We start from the raw sequence: 15,783 nt of genomic DNA on the forward strand, positions 1-15,783 counted from the left end.
CCGATGACTGAAATACGAACCAATGACGAAAACGGCCCCCGCCCCGCAGAAGCGCGGGCCGAACGCTTTCAGGCCGTGCGGGAGGCGCATCGCAACGAACTGGCCGAAGACTATGTCGAGCTGATCGCCGAGTTGATCGCGCAATTCGGCGAAGCCCGCCCCGTCGACCTTGCCGCGCGCATGGGCGTGACGGCGCCGACTGTTGCGAAAACGCTGGATCGTCTGGCGCGCGAAGGTCTGGTCGCGCGGGCGCCCTATCGGTCGGTCTTCCTGACTCCGGACGGGGCGAGGCTGGCCGAATCCTGCCTGCGGCGCCACGAAATCGTGGTGCGCTTTCTGATCCGGCTCGGTCTCGATCCCGAGACCGCAGAAAAGGATGCCGAAGGGATCGAGCATCACGTCAGCGACCGGACGCTGGAACTGTTTCGCAGCTTCGCGGAGTGCAGCTGAACCGCCGGCTGCCGACGCACTCTTGGCAGAACCTGTGGCGGATGCCATCATTCGCGAACCTGATTTCTGATCATTGGCGCTGCAATCTTCGGTCCCTGTCGAGGGAGTCCCATGCCAAATTGGCCCGACACACGCCTTGTCGACCTTCTCGGGCTCAGACACCCGATCATTCAGGCGCCCATGGCCGGAGCTTCAAACCCGTCGCTGGCTGCGGCGGTCAGCAATGCCGGCGGTCTCGGCTCCGAGGGTCTGGGAGAGGCGACGCCGCAGCGGGTCGCAGAGGCGATCGAGGCAATCCGGGCGCGCACCAACGCCGCGTTCAACATCAATCTGTTCGTGAACCCCGGGGCCCCTCCGCTGGTTGGCCACAAGCTGCGGGCCTGGCGCGATGCCCTGATGCCGCATTATCGGGCGGCTGGATTGGGCGATGTTCCCGCCGCGGATCGTGGAGCCCCGGTAACTCCGTCCGCCGAGATGATCGAGGTCCTGCTGCAGCTGCGCCCGCCTGTGGTGAGCTTTCATTTCGGCTTGCCAGAAGCGGCCATCGTCGCGCGGCTGAAGGCTGCCGGGACGATCATCATCAGCACAGCGACGACGGTGGCAGAGGCGATCGCGCTCGAGGCTGGAGGCGTTGATGGGATCATCGCCCAAGGCTGGGAGGCAGGCGGACACCGCGGGTCGCACCGGCCGACAAAACCGGGCGATGGGGTTGGAGCCCTCGCGTTGGTGCCGCAGGTTGTCGATGCCGTCCGCGTGCCGGTGATTGCCGCGGGAGGCATCTGTGACGGTCGCGGCATTGCCGCGGCCATGGCCCTGGGAGCCGCCGGGGTGCAACTCGGGACCGCATTCCTGCGCTGTCCGGAAGCCTCCACCGAGCCTGCCCACCGCGCGCTGCTTGAAACGGCGACCGAGATCGACACGATGGTGACCGATGCCATATCGGGCCGCGCCGCCCGAGCGGTGCGCAGCGCCTTTACCGAGGCCATGACAGGGCGAGACGTGGCAAAGCCCGCGTTTCCGGCCCTTTACGATTTCACCTGGCCCCTTGTCGAAACGGGTGAGGCGTCGTTCCATCTCTACGGCCAGGCGGCCCCGCTGGCGCGTACGCTGCCGGCGGCCGAACTTGTCGAAACTCTTGCGCAAGAGGCGCTCGAGCGGATGGGGGCGCTGTCTGGCCGGCGGGGCTAGGGGCTGGCCTGATCTTGCAGAAGCGGCAACATCAGGGCGAAAAGCTCGGCCTGCGAGCTGATGGTGCAGCGGTTGTACAACTGCTTGCGGAACACCTTCACCGTCTGCGGCGACAGGCCAAGGCGCAGGCCGATCGACATGGTGGAATGGCCGCGCAGGATCAGCAGCGCCACCTCGGCCTGCCGCGCGGAAAGCTGGATGCCGTGCTGGCGCCGTGTCGCCCTGGCCAGCAGAACGGCGGTGTCCTCGGCCGGTCCCGGCGCGCGTGACAGATCGGCCCAGTGCGATTCTGCCAGCGCGGCCACCACCGGCGCAAGACGCTGGCAGGCTTCGACCTCGCGCTGGGAGAACACCCGGTTTGAGGAAACATCCCGGCCAAGGCAGAGGTTCAGCGTCACGCCCGGAGCGGGATAGGCGACGAAGGTGATCTCGTCCACAAGGGTGGTCTGCTCGTAATATTCGCTGAAGTAGCGGCTGCGGTGAAAGGCGTCCGGGGCGATGTCGGTCAGCCGGTAGGCCCCGGCGGCGACGCGGTTCAGGTGCAGGTCGAAGAACGGGTCAAGCCGATAGGCGCCGGGCAGATAAGTGCTTTCCAGCTCGGCAAAAACCGTGGGGTCAAGGGTCTGGCGATACAGAACCTGCGGCGCCCCCGCGTCGCGGTAGGCCAAGTAGATCAGGTTGTCCGGCGCAGCAACGGCGTGGAACAGACCGGCCAGAGCGGCCTCGAATCCGGGCTGGCGAAGGGTGCGGATCGCCTCGGCAATCCGGGCCTCGGACAGGTTCGGCAGGGGCGGCATGGCGATACCTCTCTGGGGGTATATACCCCCTCTTTTCCGGTAACCTATGCTGATCTGACAGAAACCGGGGGTATGATCCAGCCAAATGAGCGACGCCATCGACATTCGCCGCGTGGTCAAGCGCTACGGCACCTTCACCGCCTTGCATGGCGTGTCCCTGACTATCCGGGACAACGAGTTCTTCACCCTGCTTGGGCCGTCGGGCTGCGGCAAGACCACTTTGTTGCGGATGATCGCGGGGTTCGAAGACGTGACCCAGGGCGAGATCCTGCTCTTTGGCCAGAACATTGCCGGGCTGGAACCGGACCACCGCCCGGTCAACACGGTGTTTCAGAACTACGCGCTGTTTCCCCATATGTCGGTTCTCGACAATGTGGCCTTCGGGCTGAAGATGAAGGGCATGGCTGCCGGGCCAAGACGGGCGCGGGCGGGCAAGATGCTGGAGATGGTGCATCTGTCGGCCTTTGCCGACCGGCTGCCGGCGCAGCTGTCGGGCGGCCAGCAACAGCGGGTGGCCCTGGCCCGCGCCCTGGCGCCGGAACCGCGCGTCCTGCTTCTGGATGAACCCTTGTCGGCGCTGGATCTGAAGCTGCGGCAGGCGATGCGGGTCGAGTTGAAGCAATTGCAGGAAGACACCGGCATCACCTTCATCTTCGTGACCCACGACCAGGAAGAGGCGCTGACCATGTCCGACCGCATCGCGGTGATGAGCGCGGGCCACGTCCAGCAGATCGGCAGCGCCCGCGACATCTACGAGGCGCCGGTCAACCGGTTCGTTGCCGATTTCATCGGTGAGACCAACCTTCTGGAGGTGGAGGTCGCCTCGGTGCAGGCGGGCATGGCGCGCGTGGTGCTGCCGGGTGGACAACAGGTGACCTGCCCCTCCGCCACTGACACGCTGGGCAGGCACGCCCTGTCGATCCGGCCCGAGCGGCTGTCGCTGATCGCGGCAGAGGGCGACATGACGGCCACAGTGGAACGGGTGGTCTATCTGGGCACCGACCTGCAATTGCTGATGCGTCTGGACGGCGGGGCCGACATGCAGGTGCGCATCCAGAACTCGGCCCGGACCGACGTGCCGCAGATCGGCGCCCGGCTGGGTCTGCGGATCGAGGAAGGCGCAGCACGCCTTTTGGCAGACTGATGGCGGGGATGGTGCCAGACCAGACCCCGGCCACCAGCGGCGACGGCTATCGCCGCGTCGTCGGACCGCTGCTTTTGCCGACATGGGCGATGATCGGCATCTTCCTTGTGGTGCCGGTCGCACTGATGGCGGTCTATTCTTTCTTGACCAAGGAATTCCGCGGCGGAGTCGACTGGCAGTTCTCGCTCGCGGCCTATGACCAGTTCTTCCTGAACCGGGGCCTGTTTGGCGACGAGCCGCCGGTCATGGAATGGACCTATATCACGATCTTCTGGCGGTCGATCTGGCAGGCGGCGGTGGCCACCGCGCTGTGCCTTGCCATCGGATTTCCGACCGCCTGGTTCATCGCCACACGGCCCGCCAACACGCGCGGTATCTGGCTGTTCCTCATCACCATTCCCTATTGGGTCAATCTGTTGATCCGCACCGTCAGCCTGAAATTCCTGATCCGCGACAACGGCCCCCTGAACGAGGCGCTGATGGGCGCGGGCCTGATCGACGGCCCCTTGCCCTTGGTCAACACCAACCTTGCCGTGCAACTGGGGCTTTTCTACAGCTACCTGCCCTTCATGGTGCTGCCGGTCTATGCCGCGGTCGAGCGCTACAACTTCGCCTATTCCGAGGCGGCGGCGGATCTTTACGCCTCGCGCTGGGTCACGCTGCGCGAAATCGTGCTGCCCATCGTCAAGCCCGGCATCGTTGCGGGCTGCCTTCTGGTCTTCATCCCCTCGCTGGGCGCCTTCCTTGCGCCCGACCTGCTGGGCGGGGCCAAGACCTTCATGATCGGCTCGCTGATTGATGAGCAGTTCAAGGGCAGCCTTGGCAACTGGCCCTTTGGCGCGGCGGTGTCGATGATCCTGATGACACTGGTGATGATTGCGCTGCTGGTCTATGCGCGCTCTACCGCCAAGGGAGGTGCCGCATGAAAGGTGTGCGGCATTATCCCGGCTTTCTGGCCATCACCGTGCTGTGCCTTGTGGTGCTTTACGCGCCGCTTCTGGTCATCATGGCCTATTCCTTCAACGGATCGACCTCGATCACCACATGGGGTGGCCTTTCGCTGCATTGGTATGTTGATGTCTTTACCGGGGCCGAGGCGGCACGGTTCGGGCAAGCGGCATGGAATTCGCTGACCATCGCCGTCATTGCCGCCACGGCATCGACCGCCATCGCCACGGCGGCGGCGGTGGCGATGATCCGGGGCGGGACATTCCGCGGCAAGCGGGCGACGTTTGCGCTGATCAACATGCCGCTGATGGTGCCGGAAATCGTGACCGCCGTGGCGACGCTGATCTTCTTTGCCATGATCGGGCTGACCACCGGTTATCTGACGATCCTGATCGCCCATGTCACCTTCTGCATCCCCTTTGCCTACCTGCCCATCGCGGCGCGGTTGCAGGGGATCGAGGGGCATTACGAACAGGCCGCGCGCGATCTCTATGCCAGCCGCTGGCAGGCCTTCCGGCTGATCCTCTTGCCCTTGATGGCGCCGGGGGTGGTGTCGGGCTATCTCCTGGCCTTCATCATCTCGCTGGATGATTTCATCATCACCAACTTCGTCAAAGGCGCGGGCATGGAAACCCTGCCGACCGCGATTTTCGGATCGGTCAAGCAGGGCATCAAGCCGAACATCATGGCGATTTCCACCCTGATGCTGGTGGTGTCGATCCTGTTCGTGGCGCTGTCCTACCTCATCAACCGCAAGGGCCGCAGAAGCCCGTAACCCCGACAAGGAGATCCGCATGAAGTTCCGTCTGTCCGCCTTGGCCCTTCTCATGGCCAGCCCAGCCTTCGCCGAGGGCGAGCTGAAGGTCTACCACTGGTTCGAATACATCCCGCAGGAGCTGGTGGACAAGTTCACCGCCGAGACCGGCATTACGGTGACGATTGATACCTATGACAGCAACGAATCCATGCTCGCCTCGCTGAAGGCCGGCAAGCTCGGCCAATATGACGTCGCCGTGCCGGGCGATTACATGGTGCAGATCATGGGCGCCGAGGGGCTTTTGGACAGCTTCACCCCGGAGGAGCTGCCGAACTTCGGCAACATTGATCCGAAATGGATCGATGTTCCGTTTGATCCGGGCCGCAAATCCTCGATCCCCTATCAGTGGGGCTCCACCGCGTTCAGCGTGAACCGCGATGTCTACACCGGCGACATCAACACCCTTGCGATGATCTTCAACCCGCCGGAGGAGCTGAAGGGCAAGATCAACGTACTGGACAGCCAGGGCGAGGTTCTGGCGCTGGGGTCGATCTACATGGGCATCCCGCAATGTTCGACCGACAAGGAGCAGCTGAAGGCGCTGTCGGACATGCTGGTGGCCGCCAAGGCGAACTGGGCCAGCTTTGGCTCGGATACCGCCAAGGATGTGCTGGTGTCGGGCGATGCTGCGGCGGGGATGATCTATAACGGCTTTTCCGCCAAGGCGCGTGCCGAAGGGGCGAATGTCGAGTATGCCTATCCCAAGGAAGGCTATGTTGTCTGGATGGACAACATGGTGCTGCTGAAAGACGCGCCGAACCGCGACAACGCGCTGAAGTTCATGAACTTCCTGTTGCAGCCGGAAAACGCCGCCGCCGTCACCAACTATGCCGCCTATACCTCGGGCGTGATGGGGGTGGAACCGTTCCTGGACGAGGCGATCAAGTCCAGCCCGGAAAACAACCCCCCGGCGACGGCGCCGGCCGGCAGCTTCATTCAGGTCTGCGATGAAGAGGCGCAGAAGCTTTATGATGCGATCTGGATCAATCTGAAGAAGTAAGCAATTCGGCCCCGTGCCTGTCTTGGCGCGGGGCCATGAACCCCGGTGGTCCCATGCGCCTTTCTGTTCTGCAATCTCCCTCGCCCGCGGGCGATATCGATGCCGCCTGTGCCGCGCTTGAAGCGGCCCTGCGCGCAGCAGCGGCGGCCGGGGCCGATGTGCTGGTCGCGCCGGAGGTCTTTTTGCCCGGCTACAATCAATCCCGCATCGCCGATCTGGCGCTTGCGCGCGACGGGGCCGTGCTGGCCCGATTGTCCGCGGCGGCAAAGGCCGGGCAAACCGCGCTGGTCTTTGGTTATGCCGAAGCCTTGGAGGGGCGGGTCTACAATTCGGCACTTTGCTTTGGTCCCGATGGCCAGACGCTGGCGCAGTACCGCAAGATCCAGCTTTATGGCCCGCGCGAAAAGGCGATCTATTTTCCCGGTGACGCCTTCGTGACCTTCGATCTGGCCGGGCGCAAACTGGCGCTGCTGATCTGTTATGACATCGAGTTCGCCCCGCATGTCGCCGCTCTGGCTGCGCGGGGTGTCGAGGCGATTCTGGTGCCGACCGCCAACATGATGCCTTTCACCCATGTCGTGCGTCACACCGTCCCAGCGATGGCCGCCAATCACGGTCTGGCCATTGCATACGCCAATTACTGCGGCAGCGAGGGCGATCTGACCTATGTCGGCGGCAGCCTGATTGCCGGCCCCCATGGCGAGGTTCTGGCGCAGGCGGGCGAACACCCGGCGCTGCTGATTGCCGATGTGCCCGCGGTCGATACCGCCCGCGTCTCTACCCAACGCCTTGATTTCCGGAAGATCTGAGCCATGCCAAAAGACAGCCGCGACAGCCGCTACGACATTCTGTTTGAACCCCTGCAAATCGGGCCGAAGCTGGCGAAGAACCGCTTCTATCAGGTGCCGCATTGCAATGGTGGCGGCTACCGTGACCCATCCGCCGCCGCCGAGATGCGCCGCACCAAGGCCGAGGGCGGCTGGGGCGTGATCTTTACCGAACAGACCGAGATTCACCCCTCCTCCGAAATCACGCCTTTCATCGAACAGCACCTGTGGGAGGACAAGGATATACCCGCGCTGGCCGCCATGGCCGAGGCGATGAAAAGCCACGGTGCGCTGGCGGGCATCCAGCTGGCCTATTCCGGCATCAATGGGCCGAACCTTTATTCGCGCGATGTACCCTTGGCGGTGACCGGCGGGCCGATCCTGACCTTCACCTCCGATCCGGTGCAGGCCCGCACCATGGACCGCGAGGATATCCGCGACCTGCGCCGCTGGTTCAGGAATGCCTTCCGGCGCAGCCAGCAGGCGGGGTTTGACCTGATCTGCCTTTATGGCGCCCATGGCTTTGGCATCTTCCAGCACTTCCTTTCGCGCGCCACCAATCACCGCGCCGACGAATACGGCGGCAGCCTTGAAAACCGCGGCCGGTTCCTGCGCGAGGTGATCGAGGATGCGCGCGAGGTCACGAAGGGCGAGCTTGGTATCACCTATCGCATGTCGCTGCATGAGGCCGGGACCTACGGTTTTTCCAACGCCGAGGTGCGCGACTTCATCGAAATGCACGGTGATCTGCCCGACCTGTGGGATCTGGCGCAAGGCACTTGGGAGGCCTGCTCTGGCACCTCGCGGTTCAAGCCGGAAGGCGCGCAGGAAGATCTGGTGCGCGGCATCAAGGCGCTGACCTCAAAACCCGTCGTCGGCGTGGGCCGCTTTACCAGCGCGGACGCCATGGTGCGGCAGATCCGGTCGGGGATACTGGATTTCATCGGTGCGGCGCGGCCGTCGATCGCCGATCCCTTCCTGCCAAAGAAGATCGAAGAAGCCCGGTTCGACGACATCCGCGAATGTATCGGCTGCAATATTTGCGTTTCGGGTGACATGACCGGCGGCATCAGCCGCTGCACCCAGAACACCGCCTTCATGGAAGAATGGCGCAAGGGCTGGCACCCGGAGCGGGCGCGGCCCAAGGGGCCGTCGTCCAGCGTGCTGGTGGTGGGCGCCGGGCCAACGGGGCTGGAGGCCGCGCTGCAATCGGCACGGCGCGGCTATCAGGTGACGCTGGCCGAGGCGACCACCGTGCTTGGCGGTCGCGTCGCGCGCGAACGCACCCTGCCGGGCCTGTCGGCCTGGGGTCGGGTGGCCGATTATCGCACCGGCCAGCTTCAGCCTTTGACCAATGCGGAAGTCTACCGCGACAGCCGCCTGACCGCTGACGACGTGCTGGCGATGGGGGCCGAACATGTGGCGATTGCCACGGGCGCCAGCTGGCGCCGCGATGCGGTGGCCCGCCTGCATCTGCTGCCGATCCCGACCGACCCGGCCATGCCGGTCTTTTCGCCCGATGACCTGATGGCGGGGCAGGGGCCGACGGGCGGCCGCGTCACGGTCTATGACGACGACCATTTCTACATGGGCTCGCTCATGGCCGAGGTTCTGGTGGCGCGCGGCTGCACGGTGGATTTCGTGACACCCGCCACCAAGGTTGCCGAATGGGCGGAAAACACGCTGGAGCAGGCGATCATCATGCGCCGGTTGCTAGAGCTTGGCGTGCAGGTGCATCTGTCGAAGGCGCCCGAGACCATTGGCCCGAGCGAGGTCAACCTTGGCTGCACCTGGAGCGGGGCGATCACCACGCTGCCCGCCGATGCCGTGGTCATGGTGACATCGCGCATTCCGCACGACGGCCTCTACCACGACCTTGCGGCGCGGCAGGGCGAATGGGAGGCCGCGGGCCTGCGTTCGGTCAAGCTGATCGGCGATGCGGCAGCTCCCGGACCAATCGCCTGGGCCACCTACGCCGGACGCCGCTATGCCGAGGAGTTGGATATGCCCGACGACCGCGGCGACACTCCGCGCTTCCGTCGCGAAGTCGCAAGACTGGAACCGGGGCCGTCGCGGCTGCCGTGATGCTTGGGCGCTCAGACTGCCGATGACATGGCACACAGCCATGCCGTCGGCGCCCCCCCGCTGCGCCAAGAATGGGCGCGCAGGCCCCTCATCCTTTGCCGATCTCCTCGACGGCGGTGGCGCGCAGCGCCTTGAGGTCGGCGATGGTGATCTCCAGTTCGGTCCGCTGCTTTTCCAGCTCCACCAGCTGCCGGTCGGCAAGCCCCAGCCAATGTTGCAGCTGGTCCTTTTCGCCCTTCTTGCCGTAGATCAGCAGCCATTGGCGGATTTCCTCCAGAGAAAAACCGAAACGGCGGCCGCGCAGGATCAGCTTCATCCGCGCCACCTCGCGCGGGCCGTAGAACCGCGCGCGGCCCTCTTTCTCCGGGGCGAGAAGCTCGATGTATTCGTAATAGCGCAGCGTCCGGGGCGTGACCTCGAACTTGGCGCACATCTCCTTGAAGCTCAGGCGGGTGTCGGTCATGGGCTCTCCTCCGGTGGACAGGTTAGGAGAAAGTCCGCCCTCGGTGCAAGAATTGCGCTGCGGCATTTGCGCGGGCAGGGGTTGCACCGGCGGCACGGGCAGGGGAAGGTTGGCGCAACGTCGAAGCCCGCCCCGGAAAGGTCTGCCCATGCCAGACGCCAATCCCGATACCCTTGCGGTTGCCCGCCAATTCATGGCGGCGCTGCCCCATGCCCGCGAACTGGGACTGACGATCATCCGGTTGGGGAACGGCCATGCGACGATCACCATGCCCTATGATCCCCGCCTTGTCGGCGATCCGGCGACGGGGGTGCTGCATGGCGGAGCAATCTCGGCCTTGATGGACACCGCCTCGGGCGCGGCGGTCCTGAGCCATCCGGCCGCGCCGGTTTCCACCGCCACGCTTGATCTGCGGATCGACTATTTCCGCCCGGCGACCCCCGGTCAGGCCATCACCGCACGGGCCGACTGCCACCACGTCACCCGCTCGGTCGCCTTCATCCGGGTCATCGCCACCGATCAGGACGAAACCCGCCCCGTTGCCATGGGCACCGGGGCCTTCACGCTGGACCGGCCGCGACCGGCCGCAACCGGGAAGGCGCCGGCATGACCGCCTATCAGAACCGCGACGAGGCTTTGGCCTGGCTGGTGGGGGCCGTGCCCTATATCCGGTTTCTCGGCATCCGTTTTGACCGGCAGGGCGACGAGATCACCGCCCATCTGCCGTTTCAGCCGATGCTGATCGGCAATCCGGTGATCCCGGCGCTGCATGGCGGGGTGACGGCGGCATTCCTTGAGGTGGCGGCGATCATCGAACTCAGCTGGACGACGCTTTGGGAAGACCTGTCGGCAGGCCGGCTTGGCCCCGATGCCGTAACGCCCGGGCATCTTCCGCCCTTGCCCAAGACCATCGACTTTACCGTGGATTACCTGCGCTCAGGTCAGGCCAGGGATTGCTTCGCCAAGGCGCGGATCAACCGGTCGGGGCGGCGCTATGCCTCGGTGCATGTCGACGCCTGGCAGGATGCGCGCGACAAACCCTTTGCCAGCGCGGTCGTGCATTTCCTGATGCCCGAGGCGCCATGAGCGCCATCACCCACGCCCGGGTTGCCCGCATCGCGGTGCCGGTGGTGCTGTCGAATGCCACGGTGCCGCTGCTGGGCGCGGTGGATACCGCCGTGATCGGGCAACTCGGGCAGGCGGCGCCCTTGGGGGCAGTGGGCATGGGGGCGGTGGTGCTGGCCACGCTCTACTGGGCCTTCGGGTTTCTGCGCATGTCCACCTCGGGCCTTGCCGCGCAGGCGGCAGGGGCGGGGGATCGGCCCGAGCGCACGGCCGTTCTGCTGCGGGCGCTGATGGTGGCCGCGCTGGCGGGGGCGGCATTGATCGTCCTGCAAGTGCCGCTTTTCGCTGCCGCCTTCGCCATCGCGCCTGCCAGTGCCGAGGTCGAAGGCCTTGCCCGGACCTATCTTGCCATCCGGATCTGGGGCGCTCCGGCCACCATCGCGCTTTACGCGCTGACCGGCTGGCTGGTGGGGGTGGAGCGGACAAGGGGCGTCCTCCTGCTCCAGCTCTGGCAGAACGGGTTGAACATCCTGCTCGACCTCTGGTTCGTGCTGGGGTTGGGCTGGGGGATCGAAGGCGTTGCCGCCGCCACCCTGATCGCCGAGGTGACCGGCCTGATGCTGGCACTCTGGCTTGCGCGCGATGCGCTTGGCCGCCTGATGCTGCGGGCGGCCCTGACCCGGCTTTCCGACCGTGCCGCGCTGTCGCGCATGTTCACCGCCAGCCGCGACATCATGGGCCGTACGATCCTGCTGCAATTGTCCTTCACCAGTTTTGTCTTTCTGGGCGCGCGCTTTGGCGATGTGACGCTGGCGGCCAATCAGGTGCTGATGCAGTTTCTCGAGATCACCGCCTATGCGCTGGACGGCTTTGCCATCGCGGCCGAAACCCTGGTGGGACAGGCGATCGGCGCCCGCGCCATGGGAGATGTGCGCCGGGCGGGTCGCATTGCGATGCAATGGGGGTTTGGCGGTGCGGCGCTGCTGGCTCTGGTCTTTGCCGCGCTTGGCGGGCCGATCATCGACGTGATGACCACGGCGCCGGAGGTTCGAGCCGCGGCGCGGGATTACCTCGCGTGGCTGGCCCTTGCACCGTTGATCGGCGTGGCAAGCTGGATCTATGACGGTATCTTCATCGGGGCGCTGCAAACCCGCGCCATGCTGGTCGCCATGACCCTGTCGGTCGCGGTCTATGGGGCAGCGCTCGTGGCGCTGATCCCGCTCTTGGGCAACCACGGCCTCTGGGCCGCGCTGATGGTACTGAACGCCACAAGAGGTGTGACGATGTGGCGGGCCTATCCGAAGGTACTTGCGTAGCGCGGGTTTGCCCCGCGCGCAGTGCCGGCGGTCCTACCGCCGGAGCAACCGGAACCCCGCCGAGGCCGCCCAGCCGGCCACCGCTGCCAGCGCAAGCGAGATCAGGCCGTAAAGGAAGGGCTGCTCGTGCGCCATGACGTAAAGTGTCCGCTCCAGCCCTGCCTTCCGCACCCCGATCACCCGCTCCATATGGTCGATCACCCGGCCGCCGCGGGTGATGAACATGCGCACCTTGTAATCGCCTTCGGTCAGGTTGGCAGGAAGTACGACATCGGTGCGGAACAGCGTTTCCTCCACCAGTTGCACCTGATTTTCCAGCAACCGATAGCTTTCGTCCGTGCTGCGGATACGCTCCAGCGCGGTGATGAACTCCTCCGAGCCCTCGGCCTCCGATGCGCTCCCGACGGCGCGGATGGCATGGGGCAGGGTGATCTTGTAGCGCAGGTCGTCGGTGCCGGACAGGATCTTTTCCACCGGCCCGGTGGTGGCCACGGCGTAGAACGAAGGTGCCGCATCGACGGTAATGGCCGAGGTGTTCACCCAGATGCCCGCCCGGCGTTCCTTGCGGCGGATCACCAGCGGGGTCGAGGGGCCTTCGACGGTGATGACGACTTCCAGCGGGGCGCCGGCCGGCGCCGGGGCCTCGCGCTTGACCGCGCCATAGATCAGGATTTCCGAGCCGTCGAAATTCGCCGTGATCGCCACCCGGTTCTGCGACAGGCCCGAGACGATCTCCTCGCCTTCGGCCAGCACGGCGGTCGGCAGCCAGAGTGCCAGAAGCGCCGCGCGGATCATGGCAGCACCAGGCGCGTGACCGAGAACAATTCGGCCGGGCGCAGCAGCAGGTCAAAGGCAATCTTGATCGCCACCGCCAGCACCAGCGCGGCCAGCAGGATGCGCAGCTGCTCTGCTTTCAGCTTCACCCCGACGATGGTGCCGAACTGCGCGCCCACCACCCCACCAAGGATCAGCAGCAACGCCAGCAGCATGTCGACGGTCTGACTGTTGACCGCATGGACGACTGTGGTGAAGCCGGTGACGAAGATGATCTGGAACAGCGAGGTGCCGATCACCACCTTGGTCGGCATGCCAAGGATATAGATCATTGCAGGTACAAGGATGAACCCGCCGCCGACCCCCATGATGCCGGCCAGAAAGCCCACCAGCGCGCCGACGCCCAAGGGCGGCAGCACCGAGATATAAAGGCCCGAGGCGCGGAACTTCATCTTGAAGGGCAGGCCATGCACCCATGTATGGATATGGGCGCGGCGCACCGGAGCGGCCCCGCCATGCCGCCGGGCGCGCAACAGCGCACGGGCGCTTTCGACAAACATCATGGCGCCGATCAGACCCAGAAACAGCACATAGGAAAGCTGCACGAACAGATCGACCTGCCCCAGCGAGGACATGTAGGAAAACACCCGCACCCCCGACCATGACCCTAGGAGACCGCCCGCCAGCAGCACCGCCCCCATGCGGAAGTCCACCGCCTTGCGCTTCAGCTGCGCCAGAACGCCGGAAATCGACGAGGCCACCACCTGATTGGCACCCGTCGCCACCGCCACGCCGGGCGGCACGCCAATGAACAAGAGGAACGGAGTTATCAGAAACCCGCCGCCCACCCCGAACATGCCCGACAGAAAGCCGACGATCCCGCCGATCCCCAGAAGAAGGATGGCGTTGACCGAGACCTCGGCGATGGGGAGGTACAGTTGGAACATCGGGTTGTGGGGTTGGGAAGGGCCTGTTTCCCCAAGACTTGCGCCTGTTTCCGGGCCTTGTCAAATCCAGTTTGCACCGATGGCTCAGGCCAGATTCCAGGTCCGCCCTGTCGCTCAGCCTTGCGGCGTCATCGCCTTGCGCCCCTTCGCGCGTTCCAGCCCCAGCCGCCGCTCGCGCCAGATGATGAGAATGCCCGCCGCAATCACCAGCGCCGCACCGCCCAGCATGGTCCAGGTCGGCACCTCGGCAAAGACGAAATAGCCGATCAGCAGCGCGAACAGCATCGAGGCATAGTCGAAGGGCGCCACCAGCGAGGCATCGGCCTCGCGGTAGCTCGAGGTCAGCAGGATCTGCCCGACGCCGCCAAGAAGCCCCGCGCCGATCAGGATCATCGCCTCGCGCGCCGTGGGGATCACCCAGCCGAACGGCACGGTCACCAGCGACAACAGCGTTGCGGTCAGGGAAAACCAGAACACGATGGCCGAGGTATTTTCGGTGTTCACCAGCTTGCGCACGAAGACCTGCGCCAAGGCGGCAAAGAGCGCCCCACCCAGCACCAGCATTGCCCCGAACGCCTCGCGGTGGCCTGCGGCTGCGCCGGTCAGCACCGTCAGGCGCGGCGACAGCACGATCAGCACCCCGGTCAGCCCCAGCGCGACCGAGGCCAGACGGAAAAGCCGGACCTCCTCGCCAAGAAACATCGCGGCGAAGACCACCACCAGCAGCGGCGCGGCATAACCGATGGCGGTGACTTCGGGCAACGGCAGATAGCCAAGGCCGGCAAAACCCAGGCCCATGGCCAGCGTTCCCATCAACCCGCGCCAGACATGGCCGATGGGGTTCTTCGCCTTGAACCCGGTCGCCAGCTCGCGCCGCATGGCCAGCCAGACCACGATCACCGGAATGGCAAAGGCCGAGCGGAAGAACACCGTCTGCCCGGCGGGCACATGCGCCGCCGTCGTCTTGATCATCGCCGCCATGACGATGAACACCAGAACCGAAGCCAGTTTCAGGCCAATGCCGCGCAAGGGTCGCATGGGGGTCTCCTTGGGTCATGTGAAGCACTGAATGGCATGGGGCGCAAGGCCGGGTCGGGCAAGAGTTCGGGCAGGAGTTGACCCGTTGCCTTTGCCCTGCGCTCCTGACCCGAGCGCAAGGCGGAAAACGGCCTCGGATGCGCCCTGACGGAGACGGGCGGCGCACCGGCCACGGTCTCTGAAGGCCCTTGGGCTAACCCGCCAAGGCCCGGTCCTGATCGCGGGCGCGTCTCGCGGCAGCTTCTGCGCGGCATCAAACAGACCATTGTGGCCGCAATATCCATGCTGGTCATTGCGGCCCTGGTGGGAACGCGGGATCTCGGCCAGCAGGTCTTTGTCGCGCTTGGCAGGGCCGATCTTGGGCTGGTCGCCGGCTTCTCCATTGCCCTTCTGGCGCTCATCGCCGACCGCCTGCTTCGAGACGGAACGAGGAAGACATGAGCCAGCTTCAGGAGGTCTACCTTGATGGCGCGTGGATTTCTCTCGCGCCCGGGTGTCAGGGGATGTCGGTTGAAAACCCGACAAGCGAAGAGGTGATCGGGCATTTCGCCTTGGTCAGGCGTCGGATGCGGATCAGGATGCCAGAGCGGCGCTGACATCCCTTGACCGGGTGGTGTTTGATCGGGCGGCCTTTCCCGTGGTCGAACGGAGCGCCCGAATGGAGGAGATCCCTGCCGAATGTGACCGCCGAGCCTATGCCGCCGCCAGCACCTTCGCCTCGGACAAGCGGCCGCCAGCAGCCTTTTGCTCCGCAAAGGCATCGGGGTCTGCGCGCTGATGACGGCGTGGACCTGGCCGACCAACCAGATTGCCTGCAAGATCGGCCCAGCTTTGGTTTCGGATTGCACTATGGTGGTGAAACAGTCCGGTCTTGCCGTCGTCTCGGCGATCCTCATGGCCCAGATCTGCCAAGGGGGCGGCGTC

At 65.2% G+C, this 15,783-nt stretch carries 18 protein-coding genes and 1 pseudogene; 14 read left to right on the plus strand and 5 right to left on the minus strand.

Annotation, left to right across the window (positions count from 1 at the left end; all coding sequences use genetic code 11):
• Positions 1 to 3 precede the first annotated feature (3 nt).
• Positions 4 to 450 (plus strand): manganese-binding transcriptional regulator MntR, encoded by a 447-nt coding sequence (mntR, locus tag G4Z14_RS05455; RefSeq protein WP_164623775.1) that lies wholly within the window; start codon positions 4 to 6, stop codon positions 448 to 450.
• A 111-nt stretch (positions 451 to 561) separates the two neighbouring features.
• Positions 562 to 1,638, plus strand: coding sequence for an NAD(P)H-dependent flavin oxidoreductase (locus G4Z14_RS05460; RefSeq protein ID WP_164623776.1), 1,077 nt, complete (start codon positions 562 to 564; stop codon positions 1,636 to 1,638).
• Here G4Z14_RS05460 and G4Z14_RS05465 read toward each other — a convergent pair.
• Positions 1,635 to 2,435, minus strand: coding sequence for a LuxR C-terminal-related transcriptional regulator (locus tag G4Z14_RS05465; protein WP_164623777.1), 801 nt, complete (start codon positions 2,433 to 2,435; stop codon positions 1,635 to 1,637). The genes G4Z14_RS05460 and G4Z14_RS05465 overlap by 4 nt on opposite strands.
• Before the next feature lie 85 nt (positions 2,436 to 2,520).
• Between G4Z14_RS05465 and G4Z14_RS05470 the strand changes: the two genes are divergently transcribed.
• Genes G4Z14_RS05470 through G4Z14_RS05495 form a run of 6 tightly spaced genes read left to right on the plus strand, consistent with a single transcriptional unit; the run spans position 2,521 to position 9,256 of the window.
• Entirely contained in the window at positions 2,521 to 3,579 is a 1,059-nt protein-coding gene (locus G4Z14_RS05470; RefSeq protein WP_164623778.1) for an ABC transporter ATP-binding protein, read from the plus strand.
• Positions 3,579 to 4,505 carry an ABC transporter permease gene (locus G4Z14_RS05475; RefSeq protein ID WP_164623779.1) on the plus strand — a complete coding sequence of 309 codons (927 nt, stop codon included), beginning with the start codon at positions 3,579 to 3,581 and terminating at the stop codon, positions 4,503 to 4,505. Before G4Z14_RS05470 ends, G4Z14_RS05475 begins: the two co-directional genes overlap by 1 nt.
• Complete coding sequence (locus G4Z14_RS05480) at positions 4,502 to 5,302, plus strand: ABC transporter permease (RefSeq protein WP_164623780.1); 801 nt, start codon at positions 4,502 to 4,504, stop codon at positions 5,300 to 5,302. Before G4Z14_RS05475 ends, G4Z14_RS05480 begins: the two co-directional genes overlap by 4 nt.
• A 19-nt stretch (positions 5,303 to 5,321) precedes the next feature.
• The gene (locus tag G4Z14_RS05485) at positions 5,322 to 6,344 is read left to right on the plus strand and encodes an extracellular solute-binding protein (RefSeq protein WP_164623781.1); all 1,023 of its coding nucleotides are present in this window, start codon (positions 5,322 to 5,324) and stop codon (positions 6,342 to 6,344) included.
• A gap of 53 nt (positions 6,345 to 6,397) precedes the next feature.
• Positions 6,398 to 7,153, plus strand: coding sequence for a nitrilase-related carbon-nitrogen hydrolase (locus G4Z14_RS05490; RefSeq protein ID WP_164623782.1), 756 nt, complete (start codon positions 6,398 to 6,400; stop codon positions 7,151 to 7,153).
• Between the two features lie 3 nt (positions 7,154 to 7,156).
• The gene (locus G4Z14_RS05495) at positions 7,157 to 9,256 is read left to right on the plus strand and encodes an oxidoreductase (RefSeq protein ID WP_164623783.1); all 2,100 of its coding nucleotides are present in this window, start codon (positions 7,157 to 7,159) and stop codon (positions 9,254 to 9,256) included.
• A gap of 88 nt (positions 9,257 to 9,344) precedes the next feature.
• On the opposite strand, the gene G4Z14_RS05500 is transcribed toward G4Z14_RS05495, so the two are convergent.
• The gene (locus G4Z14_RS05500) at positions 9,345 to 9,719 is read right to left on the minus strand and encodes a MerR family transcriptional regulator (protein WP_164623784.1); all 375 of its coding nucleotides are present in this window, start codon (positions 9,717 to 9,719) and stop codon (positions 9,345 to 9,347) included.
• A 148-nt stretch (positions 9,720 to 9,867) separates the two neighbouring features.
• Here G4Z14_RS05500 and G4Z14_RS05505 point away from each other — a divergent pair, with 148 nt between their 5' ends.
• The 3 genes from G4Z14_RS05505 to G4Z14_RS05515 are packed head-to-tail and all read left to right on the plus strand — an operon-like array spanning position 9,868 to position 12,100.
• On the plus strand, positions 9,868 to 10,329 hold the full coding sequence (locus G4Z14_RS05505; RefSeq protein ID WP_164623785.1) for a PaaI family thioesterase: 462 nt from the start codon (positions 9,868 to 9,870) through the stop codon (positions 10,327 to 10,329).
• A complete protein-coding gene (locus G4Z14_RS05510) occupies positions 10,326 to 10,805 on the plus strand; it encodes a PaaI family thioesterase (RefSeq protein ID WP_164623786.1) in 480 nt (159 codons plus the stop codon). The genes G4Z14_RS05505 and G4Z14_RS05510 overlap by 4 nt, the downstream gene beginning before the upstream one ends.
• Positions 10,802 to 12,100, plus strand: a complete 1,299-nt coding sequence (locus G4Z14_RS05515; RefSeq protein ID WP_164623787.1) for an MATE family efflux transporter — start codon at positions 10,802 to 10,804, stop codon at positions 12,098 to 12,100. The genes G4Z14_RS05510 and G4Z14_RS05515 overlap by 4 nt, the downstream gene beginning before the upstream one ends.
• A 33-nt stretch (positions 12,101 to 12,133) precedes the next feature.
• On the opposite strand, the gene G4Z14_RS05520 is transcribed toward G4Z14_RS05515, so the two are convergent.
• The 3 genes from G4Z14_RS05520 to G4Z14_RS05530 form a co-directional block, all read right to left on the minus strand.
• Entirely contained in the window at positions 12,134 to 12,895 is a 762-nt protein-coding gene (locus G4Z14_RS05520) for a TIGR02186 family protein (RefSeq protein ID WP_164623788.1), read from the minus strand.
• Positions 12,892 to 13,821, minus strand: coding sequence for a sulfite exporter TauE/SafE family protein (locus tag G4Z14_RS05525; RefSeq protein WP_164623789.1), 930 nt, complete (start codon positions 13,819 to 13,821; stop codon positions 12,892 to 12,894). The genes G4Z14_RS05520 and G4Z14_RS05525 overlap by 4 nt, the downstream gene beginning before the upstream one ends.
• A 114-nt stretch (positions 13,822 to 13,935) precedes the next feature.
• On the minus strand, positions 13,936 to 14,859 hold the full coding sequence (locus G4Z14_RS05530; protein ID WP_164623790.1) for a DMT family transporter: 924 nt from the start codon (positions 14,857 to 14,859) through the stop codon (positions 13,936 to 13,938).
• 282 nt (positions 14,860 to 15,141) lie between these two features.
• On the opposite strand from G4Z14_RS05530, the gene G4Z14_RS05535 reads away from it, so the two are divergent.
• The 3 genes and pseudogenes from G4Z14_RS05535 to G4Z14_RS19210 form a co-directional block, all read left to right on the plus strand.
• Complete coding sequence (locus G4Z14_RS05535; RefSeq protein WP_164623791.1) at positions 15,142 to 15,300, plus strand: hypothetical protein; 159 nt, start codon at positions 15,142 to 15,144, stop codon at positions 15,298 to 15,300.
• Entirely contained in the window at positions 15,297 to 15,455 is a 159-nt protein-coding gene (locus tag G4Z14_RS05540; protein ID WP_164623792.1) for a hypothetical protein, read from the plus strand. Before G4Z14_RS05535 ends, G4Z14_RS05540 begins: the two co-directional genes overlap by 4 nt.
• Positions 15,456 to 15,594: 139 nt before the next feature.
• Positions 15,595 to 15,771: pseudogene (locus G4Z14_RS19210) on the plus strand (aldehyde dehydrogenase family protein); the annotation flags it as partial.
• Positions 15,772 to 15,783 lie beyond the last annotated feature (12 nt).

The sequence above is a fragment of the Tabrizicola oligotrophica genome (assembly GCF_011008935.1).
Lineage (GTDB): Bacteria > Pseudomonadota > Alphaproteobacteria > Rhodobacterales > Rhodobacteraceae > Tabrizicola_A > Tabrizicola_A oligotrophica.

What these genes read in the sequence shown, in the direction of transcription:
- G4Z14_RS05500 (WP_164623784.1), bottom strand. Translation starts at nt 9,719, where the DNA reads ATGACCGACACCCGCCTGAGCTTCAAGGAGATGTGCGCCAAGTTCGAG.
- G4Z14_RS05535 (WP_164623791.1), top strand. Translation starts at nt 15,142, where the DNA reads ATGCTGGTCATTGCGGCCCTGGTGGGAACGCGGGATCTCGGCCAGCAG.
- G4Z14_RS05525 (WP_164623789.1), bottom strand. Translation starts at nt 13,821, where the DNA reads ATGTTCCAACTGTACCTCCCCATCGCCGAGGTCTCGGTCAACGCCATC.
- G4Z14_RS05460 (WP_164623776.1), top strand. Translation starts at nt 562, where the DNA reads ATGCCAAATTGGCCCGACACACGCCTTGTCGACCTTCTCGGGCTCAGA.
- G4Z14_RS05520 (WP_164623788.1), bottom strand. Translation starts at nt 12,895, where the DNA reads ATGATCCGCGCGGCGCTTCTGGCACTCTGGCTGCCGACCGCCGTGCTG.
- G4Z14_RS05510 (WP_164623786.1), top strand. Translation starts at nt 10,326, where the DNA reads ATGACCGCCTATCAGAACCGCGACGAGGCTTTGGCCTGGCTGGTGGGG.
- mntR (WP_164623775.1), top strand. Translation starts at nt 4, where the DNA reads ATGACTGAAATACGAACCAATGACGAAAACGGCCCCCGCCCCGCAGAA.
- G4Z14_RS05465 (WP_164623777.1), bottom strand. Translation starts at nt 2,435, where the DNA reads ATGCCGCCCCTGCCGAACCTGTCCGAGGCCCGGATTGCCGAGGCGATC.
- G4Z14_RS05515 (WP_164623787.1), top strand. Translation starts at nt 10,802, where the DNA reads ATGAGCGCCATCACCCACGCCCGGGTTGCCCGCATCGCGGTGCCGGTG.
- G4Z14_RS05485 (WP_164623781.1), top strand. Translation starts at nt 5,322, where the DNA reads ATGAAGTTCCGTCTGTCCGCCTTGGCCCTTCTCATGGCCAGCCCAGCC.
- G4Z14_RS05490 (WP_164623782.1), top strand. Translation starts at nt 6,398, where the DNA reads ATGCGCCTTTCTGTTCTGCAATCTCCCTCGCCCGCGGGCGATATCGAT.
- G4Z14_RS05470 (WP_164623778.1), top strand. Translation starts at nt 2,521, where the DNA reads ATGAGCGACGCCATCGACATTCGCCGCGTGGTCAAGCGCTACGGCACC.
- G4Z14_RS05495 (WP_164623783.1), top strand. Translation starts at nt 7,157, where the DNA reads ATGCCAAAAGACAGCCGCGACAGCCGCTACGACATTCTGTTTGAACCC.
- G4Z14_RS05505 (WP_164623785.1), top strand. Translation starts at nt 9,868, where the DNA reads ATGCCAGACGCCAATCCCGATACCCTTGCGGTTGCCCGCCAATTCATG.
- G4Z14_RS05530 (WP_164623790.1), bottom strand. Translation starts at nt 14,859, where the DNA reads ATGCGACCCTTGCGCGGCATTGGCCTGAAACTGGCTTCGGTTCTGGTG.
- G4Z14_RS05540 (WP_164623792.1), top strand. Translation starts at nt 15,297, where the DNA reads ATGAGCCAGCTTCAGGAGGTCTACCTTGATGGCGCGTGGATTTCTCTC.
- G4Z14_RS05475 (WP_164623779.1), top strand. Translation starts at nt 3,579, where the DNA reads ATGGCGGGGATGGTGCCAGACCAGACCCCGGCCACCAGCGGCGACGGC.
- G4Z14_RS05480 (WP_164623780.1), top strand. Translation starts at nt 4,502, where the DNA reads ATGAAAGGTGTGCGGCATTATCCCGGCTTTCTGGCCATCACCGTGCTG.